This window comes from Geminocystis sp. NIES-3708 (assembly GCF_001548095.1).
Classification (GTDB): domain Bacteria; phylum Cyanobacteriota; class Cyanobacteriia; order Cyanobacteriales; family Cyanobacteriaceae; genus Geminocystis.
In genome coordinates this window covers 143,219-162,609 of sequence record NZ_AP014815.1, presented here as the reverse complement: position 1 = coordinate 162,609, position 19,391 = coordinate 143,219, and the positions used below count along the sequence as shown (strand labels likewise).

Here is a 19,391-nt window from a genome sequence, read left to right as displayed (position 1 = left end):
TATAACTATTATGCCGAACAATAATCCTACAGACACAAAAACTCTCAATATTAAACGCACCGTATGTATAGGCTTAGGCGGTACTGGTAGAGATATTTTAATGCAAATTCGCCGTTTGATCGTTGATCGATATGGTAAACTAAGCGAGTTACCTGTAGTCAGTTTCGTGCATATAGACACCGATAAAAATGCTTCTCAAACTACAGGCTTAAAAACGGGAGACACCTATCACGGGGAAAATATCTTATTTAAACCAGCCGAAATCGTCACCGCCACCATGAATAAGCAGGAAATAGACGACTTGAGTAAAGGGTTAGAAAGAAGAAGCGAATATGAAAGACAATCCCCTTGTGATCATATCGGTACATGGTTTCCCAAGCAAATATTAAAGGATGTTAAATCTATTGAAAACGGTGCGGGGGCAATTCGTCCAGTAGGCAGACTCGCTTTTTTCCATAACTACAGCAAAATTCACCAAGCCATCGATACTGCCGATAATGCTACAGTTGGTCATGCTCAAAAATTACTCAGTAAAAATATTGTAGTTGAACCTGGTACTAATATTATTATAATTGGTTCGCTATGTGGAGGTACAGGAAGCGGTACATTTATAGACATGGCATATAGTTTAAGAGAAAAATACGGCTACGAAATCGATAGCGAAATTACAGCTTATTTGATTATCGCACCAGAATTATACGGCAATACTCCCAGTGTGAAAGCTAACACTTACGCCGCCTTAAAAGAATTAAATTATTATACTGCTCAAGGTACAAATTTTAATGCTAATTATGATCCCGTAAATTTATTTTCTGTCAAGGAAAATCGTCCTCCTTTTGACTTTGTTTATTTAGTCGGAAATCGCACTAATAGTGGGCATAAAATCTTGAGAAAAGAAAAGTTATCCCAAATAATTGCTCATAAAATATTTGCAGATTTTGCAGAAGAAATAAACGTACCAGTTAGAGGTAATAGAGATAATTATAAATTAGTATTTAGTAGAGAGCCAAATGATCAGCATCCTCGTTATAATACCCAAAAATATTTAACCTTTGGATTAGCGAAAATTTATTTTCCCCGTGATTTAACTATTGCTATCTGTTTAAATAAAGTTAAAATAAAACTAATTAACTTCTGGTTATACGGTGAAGGGCAAAGCCCAGATTCAGCAGAATTATTAGATAAATTTTTATTAAATTGGCAATCTCAAAATGAAACTAACCCCAATATTTTTAAAGCAAAACTAGAGGCAATTACCCAAGAAAATGACAAGACATTTAAACAGATATTAAAAACTTGGTTAAGTAAAAATCAACAGGAAATTGATAACTGTAAAAATGCTGAGGATAGACAAAGATTTATTGATAAAATTCGTAGCGAAATCAAGAGCCAATTTAAAAAAGTACAGTTTGGAGAAACTGAAAATATTAGGGGTGTATGGTTGACCCAATTACAGAAAAATAGTATCAAATTAGAGAAACAATTTACTCAAGATATTCTTAATTATTTAAGTAATTTACTCGAACCTACTAACCCTCATTTTGCCTTAGATAATAGTCGAGGTTGGTTAGAAGCATTGTTAACTAAATTAAATGAATATGTCAAAGAATTAGAAGAAGAAAAAGAAAAAGCTACTTCCTTTGTTACTATCGAAAATATTGATAAAAAATGGCAAGATTCTTGTCAAAGATTTGAAGATATTGAAACCGATAAAAAAGGTTTTTTAGGCATTGGAGGTAAATCTAACAATACTAAAAATAAAGAGTTTCAAGAGGATGCAAATCAAGGGATTCAAGAAATCAATAAACTGATTAAGCGTAACTTTGATTTAACCTTAACAGAAGAAGCTTTTAAAATTGTCACAAATTTAAGACAATTAGTCTTAGAGTTAAAAACAAAAACCAGTAACTTTTATAATCTTTTGCAAGATTTAGAAGGATTTTATAACAGAAAAGCAGAAGATTTAAGCCACATTGACGATGATGAAATTAACGGGGAGGCAGTATTTGAAGCTGATGATAATGATCAATATTATCAAACTTTGTTACCTGATCGAGAAAGAAGAAACTTACTGGTAGAAGTGAGTCATAAAATTAATGAAAGTGTAACTTTGCCACCTTCTTTACTGCACTTTTTCACGGTAGGAAGAATTATCGATGATAAAGAATTAAGTCAAAGCATTGATGGTAATATTGAGGCTAAATTTGGTGATAAAACCTTAGATTTAACAGAGTCAGTTGTCAATCGTTTTGTGCAGAAATATCCCTTTTCTGATGGGCGAATTCGTTTAAAACAAATCATTGATGAAGCAGATGTTTTATTACCTTTAAATAGTAATGCCCCTTATTTTATAAATGAAGAGGATAAAACAAAACAAGTTGTTGCCTTTAAACAAACTGATGACAGAGAAAATAAGCAGTTTAAAGATTTACTAAAAGACATTCCTATTTCATCTGATATGTTAGTGCCGATACAAACTAAAAATGAAATATTTATTATCAAGGAATTTGGTGGTTTTCCTTTAAGAATTATTAACGGATTAAAAGAATTAAGAGAACAATATGAGCGTCAGAAAAGACTCTATGATGGTTATAATTTACATAATGACTCTCAAGTTTTCTTCCTTGATATTATTCCCCCTGATGGGCGAGAAATGGAATTATTGCAGGATGACTTTTATACTTGTTTAGCTTTCGGTAAAATTCAGAAAAATCTCGATAATAATAGTTATTATTTAGAATTAGAAGACGAGTTAAGAGGGGAAACTTATGGGCTAGAAATTAGTGGTATTTGGGAAGAAGCCTTAGAGAGTATTAGTCAAAATGAAACTATCAGAAAGTATTTAGCTGATACGGTTAAAAATATTGAAGAAGAAGTAAGGGTAAATCCTAATTTATTCCAAGATTTTTATTATCGTAACTTGATTAATTTTGTCGATGAATTGGAAAAATTGACAGAATATGACATCAATTATAATCAGAAAAAACTGGTTTTAGGTGAACGTCCTGATCGAACTTCTTTAGGTAAAGATGGTATCTTAAAAAGAATATACGATCGATTTGTTAAGATTGTCAATGATGCACAAAAAGACGAAATTGTCAACAAAAAACCTTCCTTATCAGGAAGAAAAAATGAGCAACAGCAGAAACGATTAAAGTCAGGCAATAATCAAAATAACGGAAACCATAATCAAACTAATAATGTTAAAGATACGGAAGTTTTAGAAGCTGATGTTATTTATGAAAATGAATCTGATTATTGGCATGATAATTCTAACCAAATGACAGAAGAAGCTGAGAAAGAGTTTTTAAAAAAATGGGAAAGAGTCACCATGAAAGATTTAATCGATTTACGCAAAGCTGGTGACTTAAGTGACGATGAATTTGACAAAGCTAAAAAAATTATCGGAGGTTTATAACAATTAAAAATTAAAAGATAGGCTTAAACTTATAAGGTAATTAAATCATTATTTCATAATTTTTTCTATAATAAATTTAATGACCAAATTAAAGTTACTTTAAGGGAAATTTACCATGAATAAACCTACCAGAATATTAGAGAATTTAACAATGAAACAATTAGAGTTAATTATTGAAAGAATTGTGCAAAAAAACTTAAACAAAGACAATAATAACTATGATAATGAAAAGTTATTAAATACTTTTGGAAAATGGGAAGATACTAAAATAGAGGAAGAAATAATAGAAGAAATTTATCGTAGTAGAAATAATAATTTAGAATCAATATAAATCACATGAGATATTTATTAGATACGAATGCTTGTATTTACTGGTTAAAAGGTAAAATATCAGTACAAAATAAATTGTTGAAAATAGGTTTTCATCAAGTATGTATTTGTTAAATTAACGTATCAGAGTTATATTTTGGTACTTATAATTCTAGTACAATAGATGATAATTTAAAGACTATAGATGACTTTCTTCAAAATATTTCAGTATTATCATTCGGTAATAATAGTCTAAAAAAATTTGGTGAATTAAAAGCCTTATTACGAAAATAAGGTAATATTGTTGCCGATTTTGATTTACTTATTGCTAGTGTTGCATTAATCGAAAATTTAATTTTAGTAACTAATAATACTTGTCATTATCAACGTATCCCAGAAATAAAGTTAGATAATTGGATGTTATAAAATAATCAGGTTAAATTATAAACCCTATAATCACAATCAACATCATGCTAGAAACATTTAAAATTTTTCCTTTATGGTTAACAATAACAACAGTTATTTTTGTTATTTTACCTGCTATTTTATCGGGCTTGATCAGACGTAATTTATACCTTCATTTACAAGATTTAGAAAAGAAAACAAGAAGATTAGTTAACGGTGATAGTCAAGGAATACAACCTAGGTTTATTAATCTCTTACAACAAAGATTTACTAAAGTAAGTCAACAAATAGAAAATGTTAATACTATTGCTTTAATTGATGGAGTTTATCACCAAGAAACTATTACTTTTTTGAATGACAATATTCGTTGTGAAGAAGCAGAATATATCACTAAAACTATTCCTAATTTACTATTAGCTTTTGGTTTATTAGGCACATTTTTAGGCATCACTTTAAACTTAAATAGTATCAGTCAAATTATTAATAATGACGGTACAAACATTATCGATTTAACAAGTAAATTACAGCAACCTTTGCAAAGTATGGGAATTGCTTTTATTACCAGTTTAATCGGTTTATTATGTGCCTCTATTTTAACGATTATTAATCTTAAATATAATATTATTTTAGAGAAAAATTCCTTACTTAATAATTTAGAAGACTATCTCGATAATATTTATAAGCCTTTAGTAGAAGGTGACACTAGATTAGATAAAGCTGTGAATAAAATGGTGGATAAACAAACAGAATTTTTAACAAGATTTCATGAAAATGTAGGGCAAGTTTTAGAGCGGACTTTTAAAAAAGCCGCAGATAAAATTGCTGAAGAAAATGAGAAATCACAACAATTAGCTTATCAAGTTTATCAAAGTTTATTAGATGCTTCTAGTACGATTAATACTGGGGCAAATATTTTTCAATTATCAACAAAATCCCTGGAAAATCAAGTAGAAAGTCTCCAAAGAATGATGCCAATTCTCAGAAAAAATATTGAAAGTTTTGATCACAGTGCTAATCTTATTTTAACTGCTTCTACTCGTATAGAGGCGAGTAAATTTAGTGAAAATTTAGAGAAAATTACGGATAATTTAGCTCAAACTCAAGGGGAGTTTACCGCATCGACAAAAGAGTTAACCCAAAGTGTAATTAGTTTTAATAATGATAGTAAAAAAGCTACTGATTTAGCTTTAAATATTTATCAAGAATTGAAAAAAGCTAGTGAGAGTTTAGAGGAAAGTTCGGTTTTATTCGCTGATTCTGCGAATACTATCAAGGAAAGTCAATTTAGTGAAAAACTTGTGATTGCTACTAATAATTTAATGGCAATTCAGCAACCCCTTTTGGATATGATTAATATTCTTAATCAGGCTATTCAACCTCTCGAAATTAATATTAAAACTTTTGATGCTTCTATTAATAAAATGGTAGGAGTTACTCCCAATTATCAACAGTTTAAGACTTCGATCGAACTCTTAGATAAAAGTGCTAATATTTTTATAAACTCAGCAGAGGCAATTAAGCAAAGTAAATTTAATGAAGGTTTAGCGAAAACAACGACAAATTTAGCAACTATTCAAGAGATATTTGTTAGTGTGATTAAACAGTTAAGTGAAATAGTAAAGCCGATTGCTATTAATGTTAAAACTTTAGAAGTTTCTACAGATAAAATGGTACAATTATCCCAAAATGTTAATCAAATTGAATCTAATATTAACACTATTAATGATCGATATTTAGAAATGACGAATACCAGTCGAGAAATTTTATTAAAATTAGGAGAAAATACCGTTAAAAATAATGAGCGATATTCAGAAATGACTAATATCAGTCGAGAAATTTTGTTAAAATTAGGAGAAAGTACTGTTAAAAATACTAATAGTTATTCTGAATTATTCAAAAGTTTAGAGAAAATTAATAAAGAGTTAGAAGAAAGATTAAAATTATTAGAAAAAAATGAAAAATTTATGTTACTTTTAATGAGAAAATTATTTGAAAATTCTTATAATCAAAACAAGTCATCTAGCCGAAAAAAATCTGATGGGGAATCGGAAAGATTTTGGAATGAGGATTGGCAGAAAATGTGGGATGAAGATTGGCAAAATTTATGGAAAAAATAAGTAGCAATGCTTTTCGTAGGTTTGTTTAAACGAACTAAAACCCAACACAGAGTTTTTTTGTTGCCCTTGGGTTTTGATGCCCCAACCTAACCGACAATAGTTTAATCTTAATATTTAATTTATAATTCCTAGTTAAAGGTTTTTCATAATATCCTCAATTACTGGTTTTAATATAGGTAAGTCTATTGTGATAGTATCCCAGACAATTTGATAATTAATACCAAAATAATAATGAATAATTTTATCTCTCATACCACTCAATCCTTTCCATTTTATATGAGGGTATTTTATTCTTATATTTTCAGGAATATTTTTAGTCGCTTCTCCTATTCTTTCTATGGCGTGATTTATGGCAAATAAAGTTTTTGTATCATTAACAAAAGAATCAAAAATTAAATCATCTGTAAATGTTTCAATAATTAATAATGTTTCTAAAATATCTTCTAAATAATCTTTTAATTCTCTTTTAGTCATAGATAAACTACCTCATTTAAAATATATTGACTAAGGTGAGGTTTTAAATAATCTTTCATCACTAAATCTACTTTCTTCCCTAATTTTTCACTTAATAAGTTTTCTAATTCACAGTATGTAACTAGCCCAAATCTTGCGTCTGATTTAAACTTAATCAATATATCAATATCACTATTTTCTGTTTCTTCCCCTCTGATATAAGAGCCAAATAAGCCTAATTCTTCTATTTGATATTCTTCTTGAATTTCTGATTTTATTACTCTTATTTGTTTTTTTAGAATAGTTAATTTATCTTCTGTAACATTATTCATGTTAAAATACTTTTCTAAGATTTTATAAATATTTATAATTAATCACTATATTAAAATCCTATCATAAAAATATGAGAAATGTTCGATGGAACCGAAGAAATACCAGTGATAATAAAGATTTAGATGTGTTTCCTTACTTCACAGATTTGATGTCAAATGCTTTTATGATTATTAGTTTTTTATTATTAGCCTTATTTCAATCCTTAGAATTAAATAGAAAATTACAATCTACAACGCCGATAATAATTGATAAAAAATCAGGTAATTTTAAGTTTAAATCAGGAAGTGCAGAATTAAATAAAGATTTAAGACAATATTTTTAATTTTTGGTGATATCTAATGGTGTGTTAAAAATTTGTTGGAAACATTGACGAATTAAAGATAAAGGATTTTTATTTTCTTCTTGTAATAATAAACCCATTTCTCGTAATTGTTGTTGATAGTCTTGAATCATATCTTGACGCACATTTAATTCTTGAATAATTTGCTCTGCTAAAAAAGGATATTCTTTGATGAGATGATAGAAGTTTTCTTCTTTGATTAATAATAATCTTGTTGGTTTTGTCGCTTTCATGGTAGTAGGATAAGGTGTTTTCAAAAGTAACGGTAATTCTCCAAAATATTCTCCTTCTTTAAAGAAAAATATTGATTTTTTAGTAATTTTTGCTGTAAAAATTGCTTCTATTTCTCCTTCTAAAACCAAAGCAAAAAAATCTCCATACTCTCCCTGTTTTATTAAAATTTCTTCAGGCTGTAAATATTTTTGACGACTTACTTCTATTAAACGAATTAATTGCAAGTCATTAAAATTACGAAAAAGACTCACGTTTAATAGCAAATATTTAATATATTTTTCATTGTTAATATTTGCTTGAGAGGTGATTTTTATATCATTTATATCATTCGTATTATGTAACCAAACATCTCTTTGAGGAAAGGGAATATTGATATTATTTTCTCTAAAATTATAGTCAATAACATATAGTAAAGAACTGGTAATCTTTACTCTAAAATTAATTTTTTCTACCCATACCCATAATGAAAAATTTAGAGAATTATCGCCAAAACCCCGAAAAATAACTTGAGGAGCAGGAATTGATAAAACTTCTCTTACCATAAAAGCTGACTGTAATAAAACATCAGTGACAAGTAATAAATCACTGCCATAAGCTACTCCTATTGATACTTCAATTCTACCTTGACAATTACTATAATTCCAATTAATTACATTATTATTAGTTAATTCCGTATTAGGTATAATTAATTCAGAATCATCAAACATTTTTAGCACAGTGCAACGAATAGAAATTTCCATAATATAGCCCAATTTTCCTTGATATTCGATCAAATCTCCTACTTTTAATTTGCCTTCTCCTAATAAAGTTATACCACTAATCAAATTACGAGTTAATTCCTGAAAACCAAAGCCGATGCCAACACCAAGACTACCAATTATAACGGCTAAAGAAGTTAAATTTATACCCATTATATAAATAACAATTAGATAGCCAATGGTAGCAATCAAAAAACTCAGAAATGTGGAAATAACTTCTCTATTACTCTCACTTATTTTTAAACTTAATAGTATTTTATGTTTTAAAATTCTTTTAAAAATTTTGGCTAAAACAGTTACTATTATTACTAATAAGATAGTTTGAACAATCCATGCTAACGAAACCCCTTTTCCCCCTAGATAAAATAATGGATTAGTGAAGATATTTTTTAACCAATTAAGCATTCTTTTCCTCCGTACAAATTACGGGATATTAAAATATAGTAATCCTATGTGAATTATGAGATTATGATCGATGACTAATTCCAAAATCTGACTAATTTTTTTTATTTTACCTTTGAATATACATTAATTTATTAGCATTTTTTTTATTAGTTGACTCTTAATTTATAACACTATTTTTCTCCCTTAAAATAGATCATACTTTCTTAAAAATAATATATATTAATAATTTTAGTCTGTTATTCTACTGATCAAAGTCAGGTTTATTGATGTTAAAATAAGTTTTCCAGATGTATAAATATTCAATACATTAAAATCCTATCATAAAAAATGAGAACTCGATCAAACCGAAGAAATACCACAGAAAATAAAGAATTAGATGTTTTTCCTTCCTTTACAGATTTAATGTCTAATGCTTTTATGATTATGAGTTTTTTATTATTACTAGCATTATTTCAATCCTTAGAATTAAATCGAAGATTGCAGTCAGCAACACCTATTATAATTGATGAAAAATCAGGTAAATTTCAGTTTGAATCAGGAAAAGCTCAATTAAAACCAGAATTAAAAAAGTATGTAAATGAGGTAATTGTACCCCAAATAAAAAAAATTATTCAAGAAAGAAATATTGATTTTATTCAAGTAATTGGACATACAGACGGGCAAGTTTTAGGCTTGACAGGAAACTTGGATCATAACTTAGAAAAAGTAGCACGAAATCAACTGAAAGTCAATCAATTAAATGCGGGTTCAAATGCAGATTTAGCCTTAATGAGAGCCTTAGCAGTGGTGCAAGAGTTACAAAAAAAAGAAGAATTTAAAGACATTAAATTTAGGGCATATTCTGGAGCTCAATTATATTTACAATCAGGAGAATTAGCCCCATTAAATCGTCAAGCTGATGAGACAAGAAGACGTATCGAAATTCGCTTTATTCCTCCGGGTAAAAATAATTTATAATTTAATCTATTTTTTGTGCTTTGAAAGACGTACCTCGAACACAAAAAACAAAATCACTAGAATTTTATAAAGCATCTTATTCATATTGTTTTAAAAATTTCACTTTACCATATATTCTGCTTAAATTGCTTTTTGTGGTATTAATAACTAAAGAGAACGTTAAATCAGGAGAATATTCTATTAAAAAGTGAACATATATCTGTTAGATAATATTTTTGTTTTTGGTTTATTCTTTCATCTCGGAAAATAATGAAAGATATTTATTACAGGTAATTATTACCTATTTTACCATTATCCAAAGCATATCTAAAATGTCCTCAATTTTGAGTATTTCTTCTAAGGAAATGACTGCTCTTTATCTTCAAGATTATCAATTTTATTGAAATTTAAGTAACGATATAATTCACTTTTGAAAAGATCAATTTTTTCAGAGATGATTGATATATACTTCTCCAAAGTAAGAATTTTAACCAATAGTTATAGTCATTTTAAATAAGAATGAAACAGTTTAATAATATTAAAAATTTTCAAAAACTTTGATTTGTGAGCATTATTCATCCTGTATATTTTCTCTAACTGTCTCAGTGTTATTTTAATTAACTATACACCTAAAATTAATAAAAATTAAAGAGTAAAGATGAATAATATTGAACAATTTAAAATTAAATTACCAGAACGTATTTAAAAAAAATTTTGATCCTTCTGACAATCCTTTTGAGGAATTATCGGCTTTTGAATTAGGGTAAAAAAATGTTGTTATGAGTATGATTATAAAGTCATTATAGAAATAGGAGAAACTAAGTTTAATGTATTTTTAGAACTTGATATTTGTATATTATTAGAGGAAAGATTTCCTGAACAAATAGGAGAATTAGAACGAGGTAAAACTATTGATTTAGAGTTTGCTGAAAGTTATAGAATGATAATTAAATTTGTACCTATTGCTAATGAGATTAAATATTATTTAAGAGAGTTTGGTTATTCAACTGATGAAAGAATAGTTATGTTAAATAAGCAACAAGTTTTAGAAGAGTTAAAACGGTTTTTAACGGAATTAATGCAACTTGCTGTCAATCTAAATTATATAACTTTACAGGATAAAAATGAGTTTATAAAACCTGCTTTTAGTGATTTAATGGTGTTGATATAAAGTTTGATCGAACCTTTTACTACCTAAGTTTACCGTGACACTGTTTAAACTTTTTGCCACTGTTGCACCAACAAGGTTCATTTTTTTTTGCTTGAATGGGTGGTAGAATCTCCCCATCACTGTAAAACCATTTACCCTTTTCCTTGATAAAATTCGATCGCTCGTGCAGTTGAGCTACTGACTTTCCTTCTTGATATACTGCCATAAACTCAACAATACCCGTTTCATCCTCAGATTTTCCTCCTTCGGTGTTAAGTACGGTTAAACCAAGCCATATAAGACTGTTAGCAGTCGCCGTAATCATAGCTCTACTATTGGGTTTGCGGTATTTAGGATGTTCTGTGTTGAATAGGTAATCTATATTTTTGAGATAGTAAGCAGAATAGCGCGATCTCATCAATTTCTCTGCGGTAGGAGCTGGTAATTGTCCTTGTAGATAGACATCACAACATTGATTTAATGGCTTTTGACTTCCACAGGGGCAAGGCACAGAAGAAAGACTATGATTAGAAATAAACATGATCAAATGTCGATTGATAGCTAATTGAAAAATAGGTTTTTGGAATCTTGCTTTAGCTTTTAAAGATGGAGAAGATTATATTTGGGTTTAGATAGGAAGTCATGAAGAATATGAAAGATTATTAAAATAAAAGCGATCTGATAATTTTATGTTACACTCAAATACATTATATTATCAATGATTAACTTTCTAAAAAGATATTGATGAGCACTATGCCATTAAAACTTAAGGATGATTCTTTAGACTGGGCTTTAAACCACGCTCTTACATTAGGTGATACTGATATATTTCCTGAACTTTTTGAGTTTCAAGCAATCTCATCTGAGTGGGAAAACATCAAGAAATTCATTCAAGAAACAGATATTTTACATTGGAAAGTTAGACCATTTAGAAGATGTTTAGTTCCAAAGCATCGTTTTGGATTCCGAATATCTACACAACTTGATCCACTAGATTTCCTAGTATTTACAGCACTTATAAAAGAGATTGGAGAAAAACTAGAAGCACAAAGAGTCCCTGTAAGCGAGAATATTATTCACTCTTACCGGTTTTCGCCCAATAATAACGGGAATATGTTTTCCGATGAGTACACATATCAAAGTTTTCAAAAAGCTTCACAAAAAATATGTGAAGAAAATACGTTATCCCATGTTGTGATTGCAGATATAGCAGATTTTTTTCCTCGCATTTATACACATCGCATTGATAATGCTTTACATCGTGCTTTAGGTACTGGTCATATGCACGCAAAAGCTTTGAAGGACTTAATAGCTCATTGGGCTGGATCATATTCCTACGGAATTCCTGTCGGTTCTTCTGCCTCACGTCTGATTGCGGAAGTAACTATTACAGATATTGATCAAATATTACTTTCTGAAGGTGCTAAATATCTTAGATACTCTGATGATTTCCGAATTTTCTGTAATTCTGAAGCAGAAGCCTACAAATACCTAACGCTTATAGCTCGCTCTTTACTAGATAATCACGGTCTTACACTTCAACAGAATAAGACGAAAATTATCCCTGTTGATGTATTCAGGAGAATTTATCTTAAAGAAAATGAAAATCGAGAGATTGAAACTTTATCTGAACGTTTTTATGATTTGCTTGCCTTAATGGGTATTCAAGATACTTATGAAGAAATCAATTATGATTCTTTATCACCTGAATATCAAAAAGTAATTGATGAACTGAATCTTCAAAAGATACTACAGGAACAGATTAATGAAGAAGAACCTGATCTTTCTCTGTTGAAGTTTTTACTACGGCGACTAGGACAAATAGGTGAATCTGATGTAGTTGACCTTATTTTCGATAACTTTAATAAGTTTGTCCCAGTTATACGAGAAACAATTGAATATTTGCTAAAACTTAATACATTAACACCTGAAAAAAAATTTGATCTTGGGAAAAAAATCATCGATATATTTCAAGATAAGTCTTCAACTACTTCATACCTTGAATACTCTCGAATGTATATGCTAATGCCATTTGCATCAGACGGAGAATGGAACTCTGATGATCAATACATAAAGCTTTATAATGATGCACTTGATGACTTTTCAAGACGAGAAATTTTATTAGCAATGGGACGTAGTCAAAAGGATTTCTGGTTTCGTAATCGTAAACAATATCTTCATGATATGACACCTTGGATTCGTCGTGCTTTTATATATGCGGCATCTTGTTTACCAAATGATGAATATAAACATTGGATTCGTGGTATAGATTTTAATTTAGATCATATGGAGCGGACTATAGCAGAATGGGCAAAAAAAAATCCTATCAATACATAAATATCTTTCGCCATTTTTCTCCGTACTATAATTAATCTTGTAAAGTTTCTAATTCATCAGAAATTAAATCTTGAAAATCTTTATTACAATGACTATCTAAATAAATAGAAGATACTAATAATTCTGATAAAATTTTACCTTTTTGTCGATCGCTTAATTCCGAAATTTCCAGTTGATTAATTAGAGAAAGAACATTTTGACATTCTTCTTTTAATTCGATAATTAAAGTATTTAAAGTAGAGTTTTTTATATGAATTTTTCTTTCAGTTAGTTGCATTATTTTTTCCCCAATCTTTTTAATGCTTGTTCAATTCCCTTTTCAAAGGCTTTGATTTCTTTTTGCCAATGGTTAATTAATCCTCGATCTGGATAATCTTTCTTTAATTCTAATCTAATTTTTTCTTGATGTTCAGCAATTCGATTCTCTAAAGATAAAATTGCTTTTTTAAAGTGATTTTTTCCCATAAACAAAAATAATGGTGGACAATACAACCCCCTACAATTATACAGTCATTCCTAAGATGTCCTCGATTTTTGGCATATCTTCTAAAGTAATAACTCGTCCTTCATCTTCAAAACCATAGATTTAATTAAAGTTTAAGTAACGGTATAATTCGCCCTTGAAAGGATCGATCGATTTTCTCGGATATGATTATAATAATTAATTTAAGCCACAGCAAAATTAGTATATTTGCGAGTTTCAGGATCATGAAAAGCTAACACAATATCCTCTTTAGGCACACCTTCTTTTAATAACTCTGTGGCAATTCCTTCTTCAGTCCAATCTTCCTCAATATAAATTTTCTTATTTTTAATGCGAATATGAACAGAATTTCCTTTTATTCTTTCCTCTGATGTCCAACCAACTTGAAACCATAAATATTGATCTCTTTCCTCATCAAAAGCTAAAAGCATTTCTACATTTTCGGGGGAAGCTGAAGAAAAGATATGATGATATTCTGTTAAAATCTTTTTAATTAAAAAACGATAATTTTCTAATTTATCCATTTAGTAATAACCTCCTTTTCTGTCTCTACAATTATTAATTTTATTTGGTTTTCTTTAACAACAATATCAATAGTTTCATCGAAATTAGCTTGATAAACAAGCTGACTAAGTGCCAAATAAATTTGATGATCTGGGGCAGTTTTTTTGAGAAAGTTTCGATAAATAATATATTGCCCCACTGCCATTTCTAAATCATAAATAAAAGAGGAGTTAAGAAAACTTTTAACTTCAATAACTATTTTATCATTTCCTTTTTGTGCCGATAATGAACGTTCAGCACCCAAATCAGCAACAAGTCTTAATTTCTTATAAATAATGAAGTAAGGATCAGCTGTAATTGTCCAACCATCCTTCATTAAAGCATTTTTAACGGCATCATGTTAAATATCTTTTGCAGGCATTTTTCCCAATTACTTTTGTTAAAAGGTGGGCAATGCCCACCCTAAAGATTATACTGGCATTCCTAAAATATCCTCGATTTTTGGCATATCTTCTAAAGGAATTACTCGCCCTTCATCCTCAAAACCATCAATTTCATTGAAGTTTAAATAACGATATAACTCACCCTTGAAAGGATCGATTTTCTCAGATACGATCGACATATACTCCTCAACTGTAGGAATTTTGCCCAATAAAGCACATACTGCGGCTAACTCAGCGCTACCGAGATAAACCCTTGCACCTTTACCCATACGGTTGTTAAAGTTACGGGTAGAAGTCGAGAAAACTGTAGCATTATCCTCAACCCTTGCTTGATTACCCATACAAAGAGAACATCCGGGCATTTCAGTTCTTGCCCCCGAAGCAACAAACACATCGTAAACTCCTTCATTGCGTAATTGTTGCTCATCCATGCGAGTGGGTGGACAAATCCATAAACGCCCTTTAACTGTACCAGCACCCTCAAGAATTTTCGCCGCCGCACGGTAATGTCCGATGTTTGTCATACATGAGCCGATGAAAACCTCATCCACTTTATCACCAGCACATTCACTCATCAGTTTAACATTATCTGGGTCATTAGGAGCAGCGACGATCGGCTCTTTAATTTCACTTAAATTGACGGTGATAACATCTGCATATTCAGCATTTTCATCGGCAGACATGAGAGAGGGATTCGCTAACCATTCCTCCATTTTGGCAATACGGCGTAATAAAGTACGAGCATCTTGATAACCCCGTGCGATCATATTCTTCATTAAACTGACGTTCGATCGCAAGTATTCCGCTACGGTTTCTTCACTGAGTTTAATTGTACTACCAGAACAAGAACGCTCCGCCGTTGCGTCGGTTAACTCGAAAGCCTGTTCAACTTTTAAATCGGGTAAGCCTTCCATTTCCATAATACGCCCGTTAAAGACGTTGATTTTATTCTCCTTGCCATAGGTTAACTTACCTTCCTGCATTGCCACCCAGGGAATAGCATTAACGATGTCTCGTAAAGTCACTCCGGGTTGCAATTCCCCCGTGAATTTGACTAAAACCGACTCAGGCATATCTAAAGGCATCGCCCCCAAAGCCGCCGCAAATGCCACTAAACCTGAACCTGCGGGGAAAGAGATACCCAGAGGGAAACGGGTATGAGAATCGCCACCAGTGCCGACGGTATCGGGCAATAACATACGGTTTAACCATGAGTGAATGATACCATCTCCCGGGCGTAAGGCAATTCCCCCTCTGGTGGAGAAGAAATCGGGTAATTCTTTATGGGTTTTGATGTCAACGGGTTTGGGATAGGCGGCAGTATGGCAGAAGGTTTGTAAGGTTAAATCTGCATTGAATCCTAAACAAGCTAATTCTTTTAACTCGTCTCTTGTCATAGGTCCAGTGGTATCTTGAGAACCAACAGTAGTCATTATCGGTTCGCAGGAAGTGCCGGGGCGGATTCCTTCCACTCCACAAGCTTTTCCTACCATTTTTTGAGCTAAGGTAAACCCTTTACCAGTGTCAGCAGGGGTTTGAGGGCGTACAAATAAAGTACTAGGCTCTAATCCCAATGCTTGACGGGTTTTATCGGTTAAGGCACGTCCAATTAAGAGAGGAATGCGTCCTCCTGCTCTCACTTCGTCTAAAATGGTTTCAGGCTTGAGAGTAAAAGTGGTAATGGTGTCGCCGTTTTCGTTGGTGATTTTGCCTTCGTAGGGGTAAATGGTGATAACATCCCCAGTGTTTAAGTTGGTGACATCGCACTCGATGGGTAATGCCCCAGAATCTTCGGCGGTGTTGAAGAAGATAGGTGCAATCTTGCCGCCTAAGACATAACCCCCAGATTTTTTATTGGGTACGAAAGGAATATAATCGCCAATGTGCCATAATACAGAATTGATTGCAGACTTACGAGAAGAACCTGTACCCACTACGTCACCGACATAAGCCACAGGATAACCTTTTTCTTTTAATTTAGCAATAGTTTCTAACCCGTCTGGCATTCTCGATTCTAACATTGCTAAGGCGTGTAAGGGAATGTCAGGGCGAGTGGTGGCGTGGGGTGCGGGGGATAAGTCATCGGTGTTGGTTTCACCCGGCACTTTAAACACTGTCACGGTGATAGATTCGGCAACTTTAGGCTTACTGATAAACCATGCACCATTTGCCCATGCGTCGATAACTTGTTTGGCGTGGGGGTTGGTTTCCGACAATTCTAAGACATCGTTAAAGGCATCGAATACTAAGAGGGTTTTGCTTAATGCGTTGGCTGCTTCGATGGCAACATTGCTATCTTTGGATTTTAATAAACTGATGAGGGATTGAACATTATAACCTCCCATCATTGTACCTAATAAGCTCACTGCCCCTTGTTTGGAGATAATGGGGGATGTTAATTCTCCTTTGGCGATCGCCGTTAAAAATCCTGCTTTTACATAAGATGCTTCATCTACTCCGGGAGGAATTCGATCGCGCAGTAACACCATTAATTCTTCTTTCAATTCCTCTGGGGGATTCTGCAACATTTCGCATAGATGGGATGTTTGTTCGGCGTTAAGAGGTAAGGGAGGAATGCCCAATTTAGCTCTTTCTTCTGCGTGTTGATGATATGTTTCTAACCAAGTCATAGTATTTATGCTTATATTTTTTACAATAATTTACTATTTTAAGCATATCAAGGTTATGAACAGGGGTTTTGTATCAACTCTATCAAGGTTCGATCGATTTTTAGTTATGATTAGAATCGTTTATTTCAAAATATAAACCTAGTAATAAGTTAGACTTATAAAGTTGCCGTAAGTGAAAACCAGACTATGAATCAATCCAACAAAAAAAAAAAATGTCACTGTTGAAGGACAAGGTGTTCTATTTGATACATCTGTTTACTCTGTAGAAAATATTATTGATTCTGAGCAAACTGATAATAATGACTCTCACACTATAGAGGAAGAACAATCTTCACAATATGAAGAATACCAAGAATTTACACAGATCGAAAAATCCTCACAATATGAAGATTTTGTAGATACTACTATAAATACTATTCCCGATTTAATTTTGCCAACAAGATGGGAATACTTGGAACCTAAAATTGAATCCAACAAAGTTTCATTACAAACTATTATTAGACCAGTACCAGATGCTCTAAATGTAATAATAGATATTGTTGAATATTTAAAAACGACTGGAGGATGTCAAGTTTTAGTAATTCGTGCTGATACTGGTAGTGGAAAAACAACATTTTTAAATACCATTTATCACTATATAAAAGAAATTCAATTTTTGACACAAACAATAGATTTACAGACTTTAGAGGCAGAAGATTTTAGTTCTGAACTTCAAAACTTAATAATTGATAAAGATAAAATAAACTTAATTATTTTAGAAGGTAGAGAAAAACCTCAAAGTATTTCAGATCAATATATACAAATCATTCTAGCAAATATCAATAGATTTGGTCGTAGAAAGAGATTACCTATTTTATTTGTTGTTCCAACAATTGAGGATCAAGTGGCAAGAAATTGGTGTGAACATGGGGTAAAAATAGGGGATTTAATTCCTGAACAAAAATTATATGGTGGATCAAGATGGTATAATTTCCCTGGTATTTCTAAAGATAAATACATAGAAATTGCACAAGAAACAATAAGAACTTTAAATCCTCCTTATAGTATATCAGATTATGGAATTAATTTAGATGAATTAAAAACATGGGTAGAAAATTCTCATACAATTGGAAAATTTATTGAGACAATAGCTACTCGTATTTCAGATAGAAGAAATCAATGTAAAATCAGATCACAAGGGAAAAGAGATCATGTTTGGATTGTTTATTGTTGTCCTGATTTGCAACATTATGATCATACTTATCTGATTATCAAAGGATTAGTACAAGATAATGAGAATTTAAAAGCATCACCTACTAAATTAGTATCTTCAGAAGATGCTTTATCTAAACATTGGAAACAAGATCAAGAATGGATTAAATTTGTACCTGCTCTTAATTTTTTAGATATTAGACTAATTAATATGCCAATTATTACTGTGGTAACTGCGGCTTTAGTTTATGGTGATGATAAGTTATTGGAGTCTTTCAGAAAAACAAAATTTTCTGCATATAAAGATGTGATTATGAAAAAACTTCCAGGTGAATGTAATAGTTTTGATTGGAATCAGCCTTTAGCAGAAAGAAGACAAAAAGAAGAAAATGTTAGAAATTCAATAGCTGGTACTAATCTATTTTATTTATTAAGAGGAATGTCAGCTAAAAAAAGGAGTGGAAAAACAGAATCTCCAAAAATTTTAGGACAATATTTACATCTTAGAGAAAAAGTTCATGAATCAACTTTGCATGAATTTATGGCAAAAGCACTCAAAGTCGCATTAGAATATCATCAATTTCAAGGACTTATAGATATAGAATTTGAAAAACCGCTTGTTCAAGGAACAACTGCTCCAAAACCAGATATTAAAATTAATACTATAAGTGATACTTATGCTTTAGAATTTCATTTCACCAAACAGCAATATACAACAAGTGAGATTACTAGATATGCATTAAGAGATGTTATTGAAAAATATATGAGAGATTTAGAGTATTTAAGATCGCAATTAGATAATATCAAACCCTAGAACAAATTTTGATCGCTTTTGCTAAGGGTAATTTGAGGTCATATTTATTTTATCATATAATAAAACATCAGAATAAAAAGGATGTGATTATGGTAAATACTATGATCATTAATAGGAATCAAAATAACAA

16 protein-coding genes and 1 pseudogene are annotated in these 19,391 nt (G+C 31.0%); 8 read left to right on the top strand and 9 right to left on the bottom strand.

Translation table 11 applies throughout. The features are described from left to right. The first annotated feature begins 10 nt into the window (after positions 1-10). The 3 genes from GM3708_RS00670 (at position 11) to GM3708_RS00660 (ending at position 6,249) form a co-directional block, all read left to right on the top strand. A complete protein-coding gene (locus tag GM3708_RS00670; RefSeq protein ID WP_066343058.1) occupies positions 11-3,418 on the top strand; it encodes a tubulin-like doman-containing protein in 3,408 nt (1,135 codons plus the stop codon). A 115-nt stretch (positions 3,419-3,533) separates the two neighbouring features. Next, complete coding sequence (locus GM3708_RS00665; RefSeq protein WP_066343056.1) at positions 3,534-3,749, top strand: hypothetical protein; 216 nt, start codon at positions 3,534-3,536, stop codon at positions 3,747-3,749. Positions 3,750-4,197: 448 nt separating this feature from the next. Then, entirely contained in the window at positions 4,198-6,249 is a 2,052-nt protein-coding gene (locus GM3708_RS00660) for a methyl-accepting chemotaxis protein (RefSeq protein WP_066343046.1), read from the top strand. Between the two features lie 132 nt (positions 6,250-6,381). Here the strand turns inward: GM3708_RS00660 and GM3708_RS00655 are convergent, their stop codons facing one another. Continuing rightward, positions 6,382-6,723: a DUF86 domain-containing protein gene (locus GM3708_RS00655; RefSeq protein WP_066343043.1), complete on the bottom strand. Its 342-nt coding sequence runs from the start codon at positions 6,721-6,723 to the stop codon at positions 6,382-6,384. After that, a complete protein-coding gene (locus tag GM3708_RS00650; protein ID WP_066343041.1) occupies positions 6,720-7,034 on the bottom strand; it encodes a nucleotidyltransferase family protein in 315 nt (104 codons plus the stop codon). Before GM3708_RS00650 ends, GM3708_RS00655 begins: the two co-directional genes overlap by 4 nt. A gap of 71 nt (positions 7,035-7,105) precedes the next feature. On the opposite strand from GM3708_RS00650, the gene GM3708_RS00645 reads away from it, so the two are divergent. Then, positions 7,106-7,357, top strand: a complete 252-nt coding sequence (locus GM3708_RS00645) for a hypothetical protein (RefSeq protein ID WP_066343039.1) — start codon at positions 7,106-7,108, stop codon at positions 7,355-7,357. Here GM3708_RS00645 and GM3708_RS00640 read toward each other — a convergent pair. Further along, entirely contained in the window at positions 7,354-8,772 is a 1,419-nt protein-coding gene (locus GM3708_RS00640; RefSeq protein ID WP_066343038.1) for a mechanosensitive ion channel domain-containing protein, read from the bottom strand. The genes GM3708_RS00645 and GM3708_RS00640 overlap by 4 nt on opposite strands. A 327-nt stretch (positions 8,773-9,099) precedes the next feature. Here GM3708_RS00640 and GM3708_RS00635 point away from each other — a divergent pair, with 327 nt between their 5' ends. Both GM3708_RS00635 and GM3708_RS00630 read left to right on the top strand, forming a co-directional pair. Next, positions 9,100-9,729, top strand: coding sequence for an OmpA family protein (locus tag GM3708_RS00635; RefSeq protein ID WP_066343031.1), 630 nt, complete (start codon positions 9,100-9,102; stop codon positions 9,727-9,729). 919 nt (positions 9,730-10,648) lie between these two features. After that, the gene (locus GM3708_RS00630) at positions 10,649-10,879 is read left to right on the top strand and encodes a hypothetical protein (protein WP_066343026.1); all 231 of its coding nucleotides are present in this window, start codon (positions 10,649-10,651) and stop codon (positions 10,877-10,879) included. A 19-nt stretch (positions 10,880-10,898) separates the two neighbouring features. Here the strand turns inward: GM3708_RS00630 and GM3708_RS00625 are convergent, their stop codons facing one another. Then, positions 10,899-11,399: a YchJ family protein gene (locus tag GM3708_RS00625; protein WP_066343023.1), complete on the bottom strand. Its 501-nt coding sequence runs from the start codon at positions 11,397-11,399 to the stop codon at positions 10,899-10,901. Between the two features lie 203 nt (positions 11,400-11,602). Here GM3708_RS00625 and GM3708_RS00620 point away from each other — a divergent pair, with 203 nt between their 5' ends. Then, a complete protein-coding gene (locus tag GM3708_RS00620) occupies positions 11,603-13,195 on the top strand; it encodes an RNA-directed DNA polymerase (protein WP_066343020.1) in 1,593 nt (530 codons plus the stop codon). 31 nt (positions 13,196-13,226) lie between these two features. Here GM3708_RS00620 and GM3708_RS00615 read toward each other — a convergent pair whose 3' ends face one another. From GM3708_RS00615 to acnB, 5 genes and pseudogenes are all read right to left on the bottom strand, one after another. Then, positions 13,227-13,472, bottom strand: a complete 246-nt coding sequence (locus GM3708_RS00615; RefSeq protein ID WP_066343018.1) for a hypothetical protein — start codon at positions 13,470-13,472, stop codon at positions 13,227-13,229. After that, positions 13,472-13,660, bottom strand: coding sequence for a hypothetical protein (locus GM3708_RS00610; protein ID WP_066343016.1), 189 nt, complete (start codon positions 13,658-13,660; stop codon positions 13,472-13,474). The genes GM3708_RS00615 and GM3708_RS00610 overlap by 1 nt, the downstream gene beginning before the upstream one ends. A gap of 201 nt (positions 13,661-13,861) precedes the next feature. Next, positions 13,862-14,203: a XisI protein gene (locus tag GM3708_RS00605; protein WP_066343010.1), complete on the bottom strand. Its 342-nt coding sequence runs from the start codon at positions 14,201-14,203 to the stop codon at positions 13,862-13,864. Next, positions 14,191-14,571 (bottom strand): annotated as a pseudogene (locus tag GM3708_RS00600) (element excision factor XisH family protein); the annotation flags it as partial. The pseudogene GM3708_RS00600 and the gene GM3708_RS00605, both read right to left, overlap by 13 nt. Before the next feature lie 81 nt (positions 14,572-14,652). Next, on the bottom strand, positions 14,653-17,256 hold the full coding sequence (gene acnB, locus GM3708_RS00595; protein WP_066343007.1) for a bifunctional aconitate hydratase 2/2-methylisocitrate dehydratase: 2,604 nt from the start codon (positions 17,254-17,256) through the stop codon (positions 14,653-14,655). A gap of 451 nt (positions 17,257-17,707) precedes the next feature. Between acnB and GM3708_RS00590 the strand changes: the two genes are divergently transcribed. After that, entirely contained in the window at positions 17,708-19,261 is a 1,554-nt protein-coding gene (locus GM3708_RS00590; protein WP_066343006.1) for a hypothetical protein, read from the top strand. Positions 19,262-19,391 lie beyond the last annotated feature (130 nt).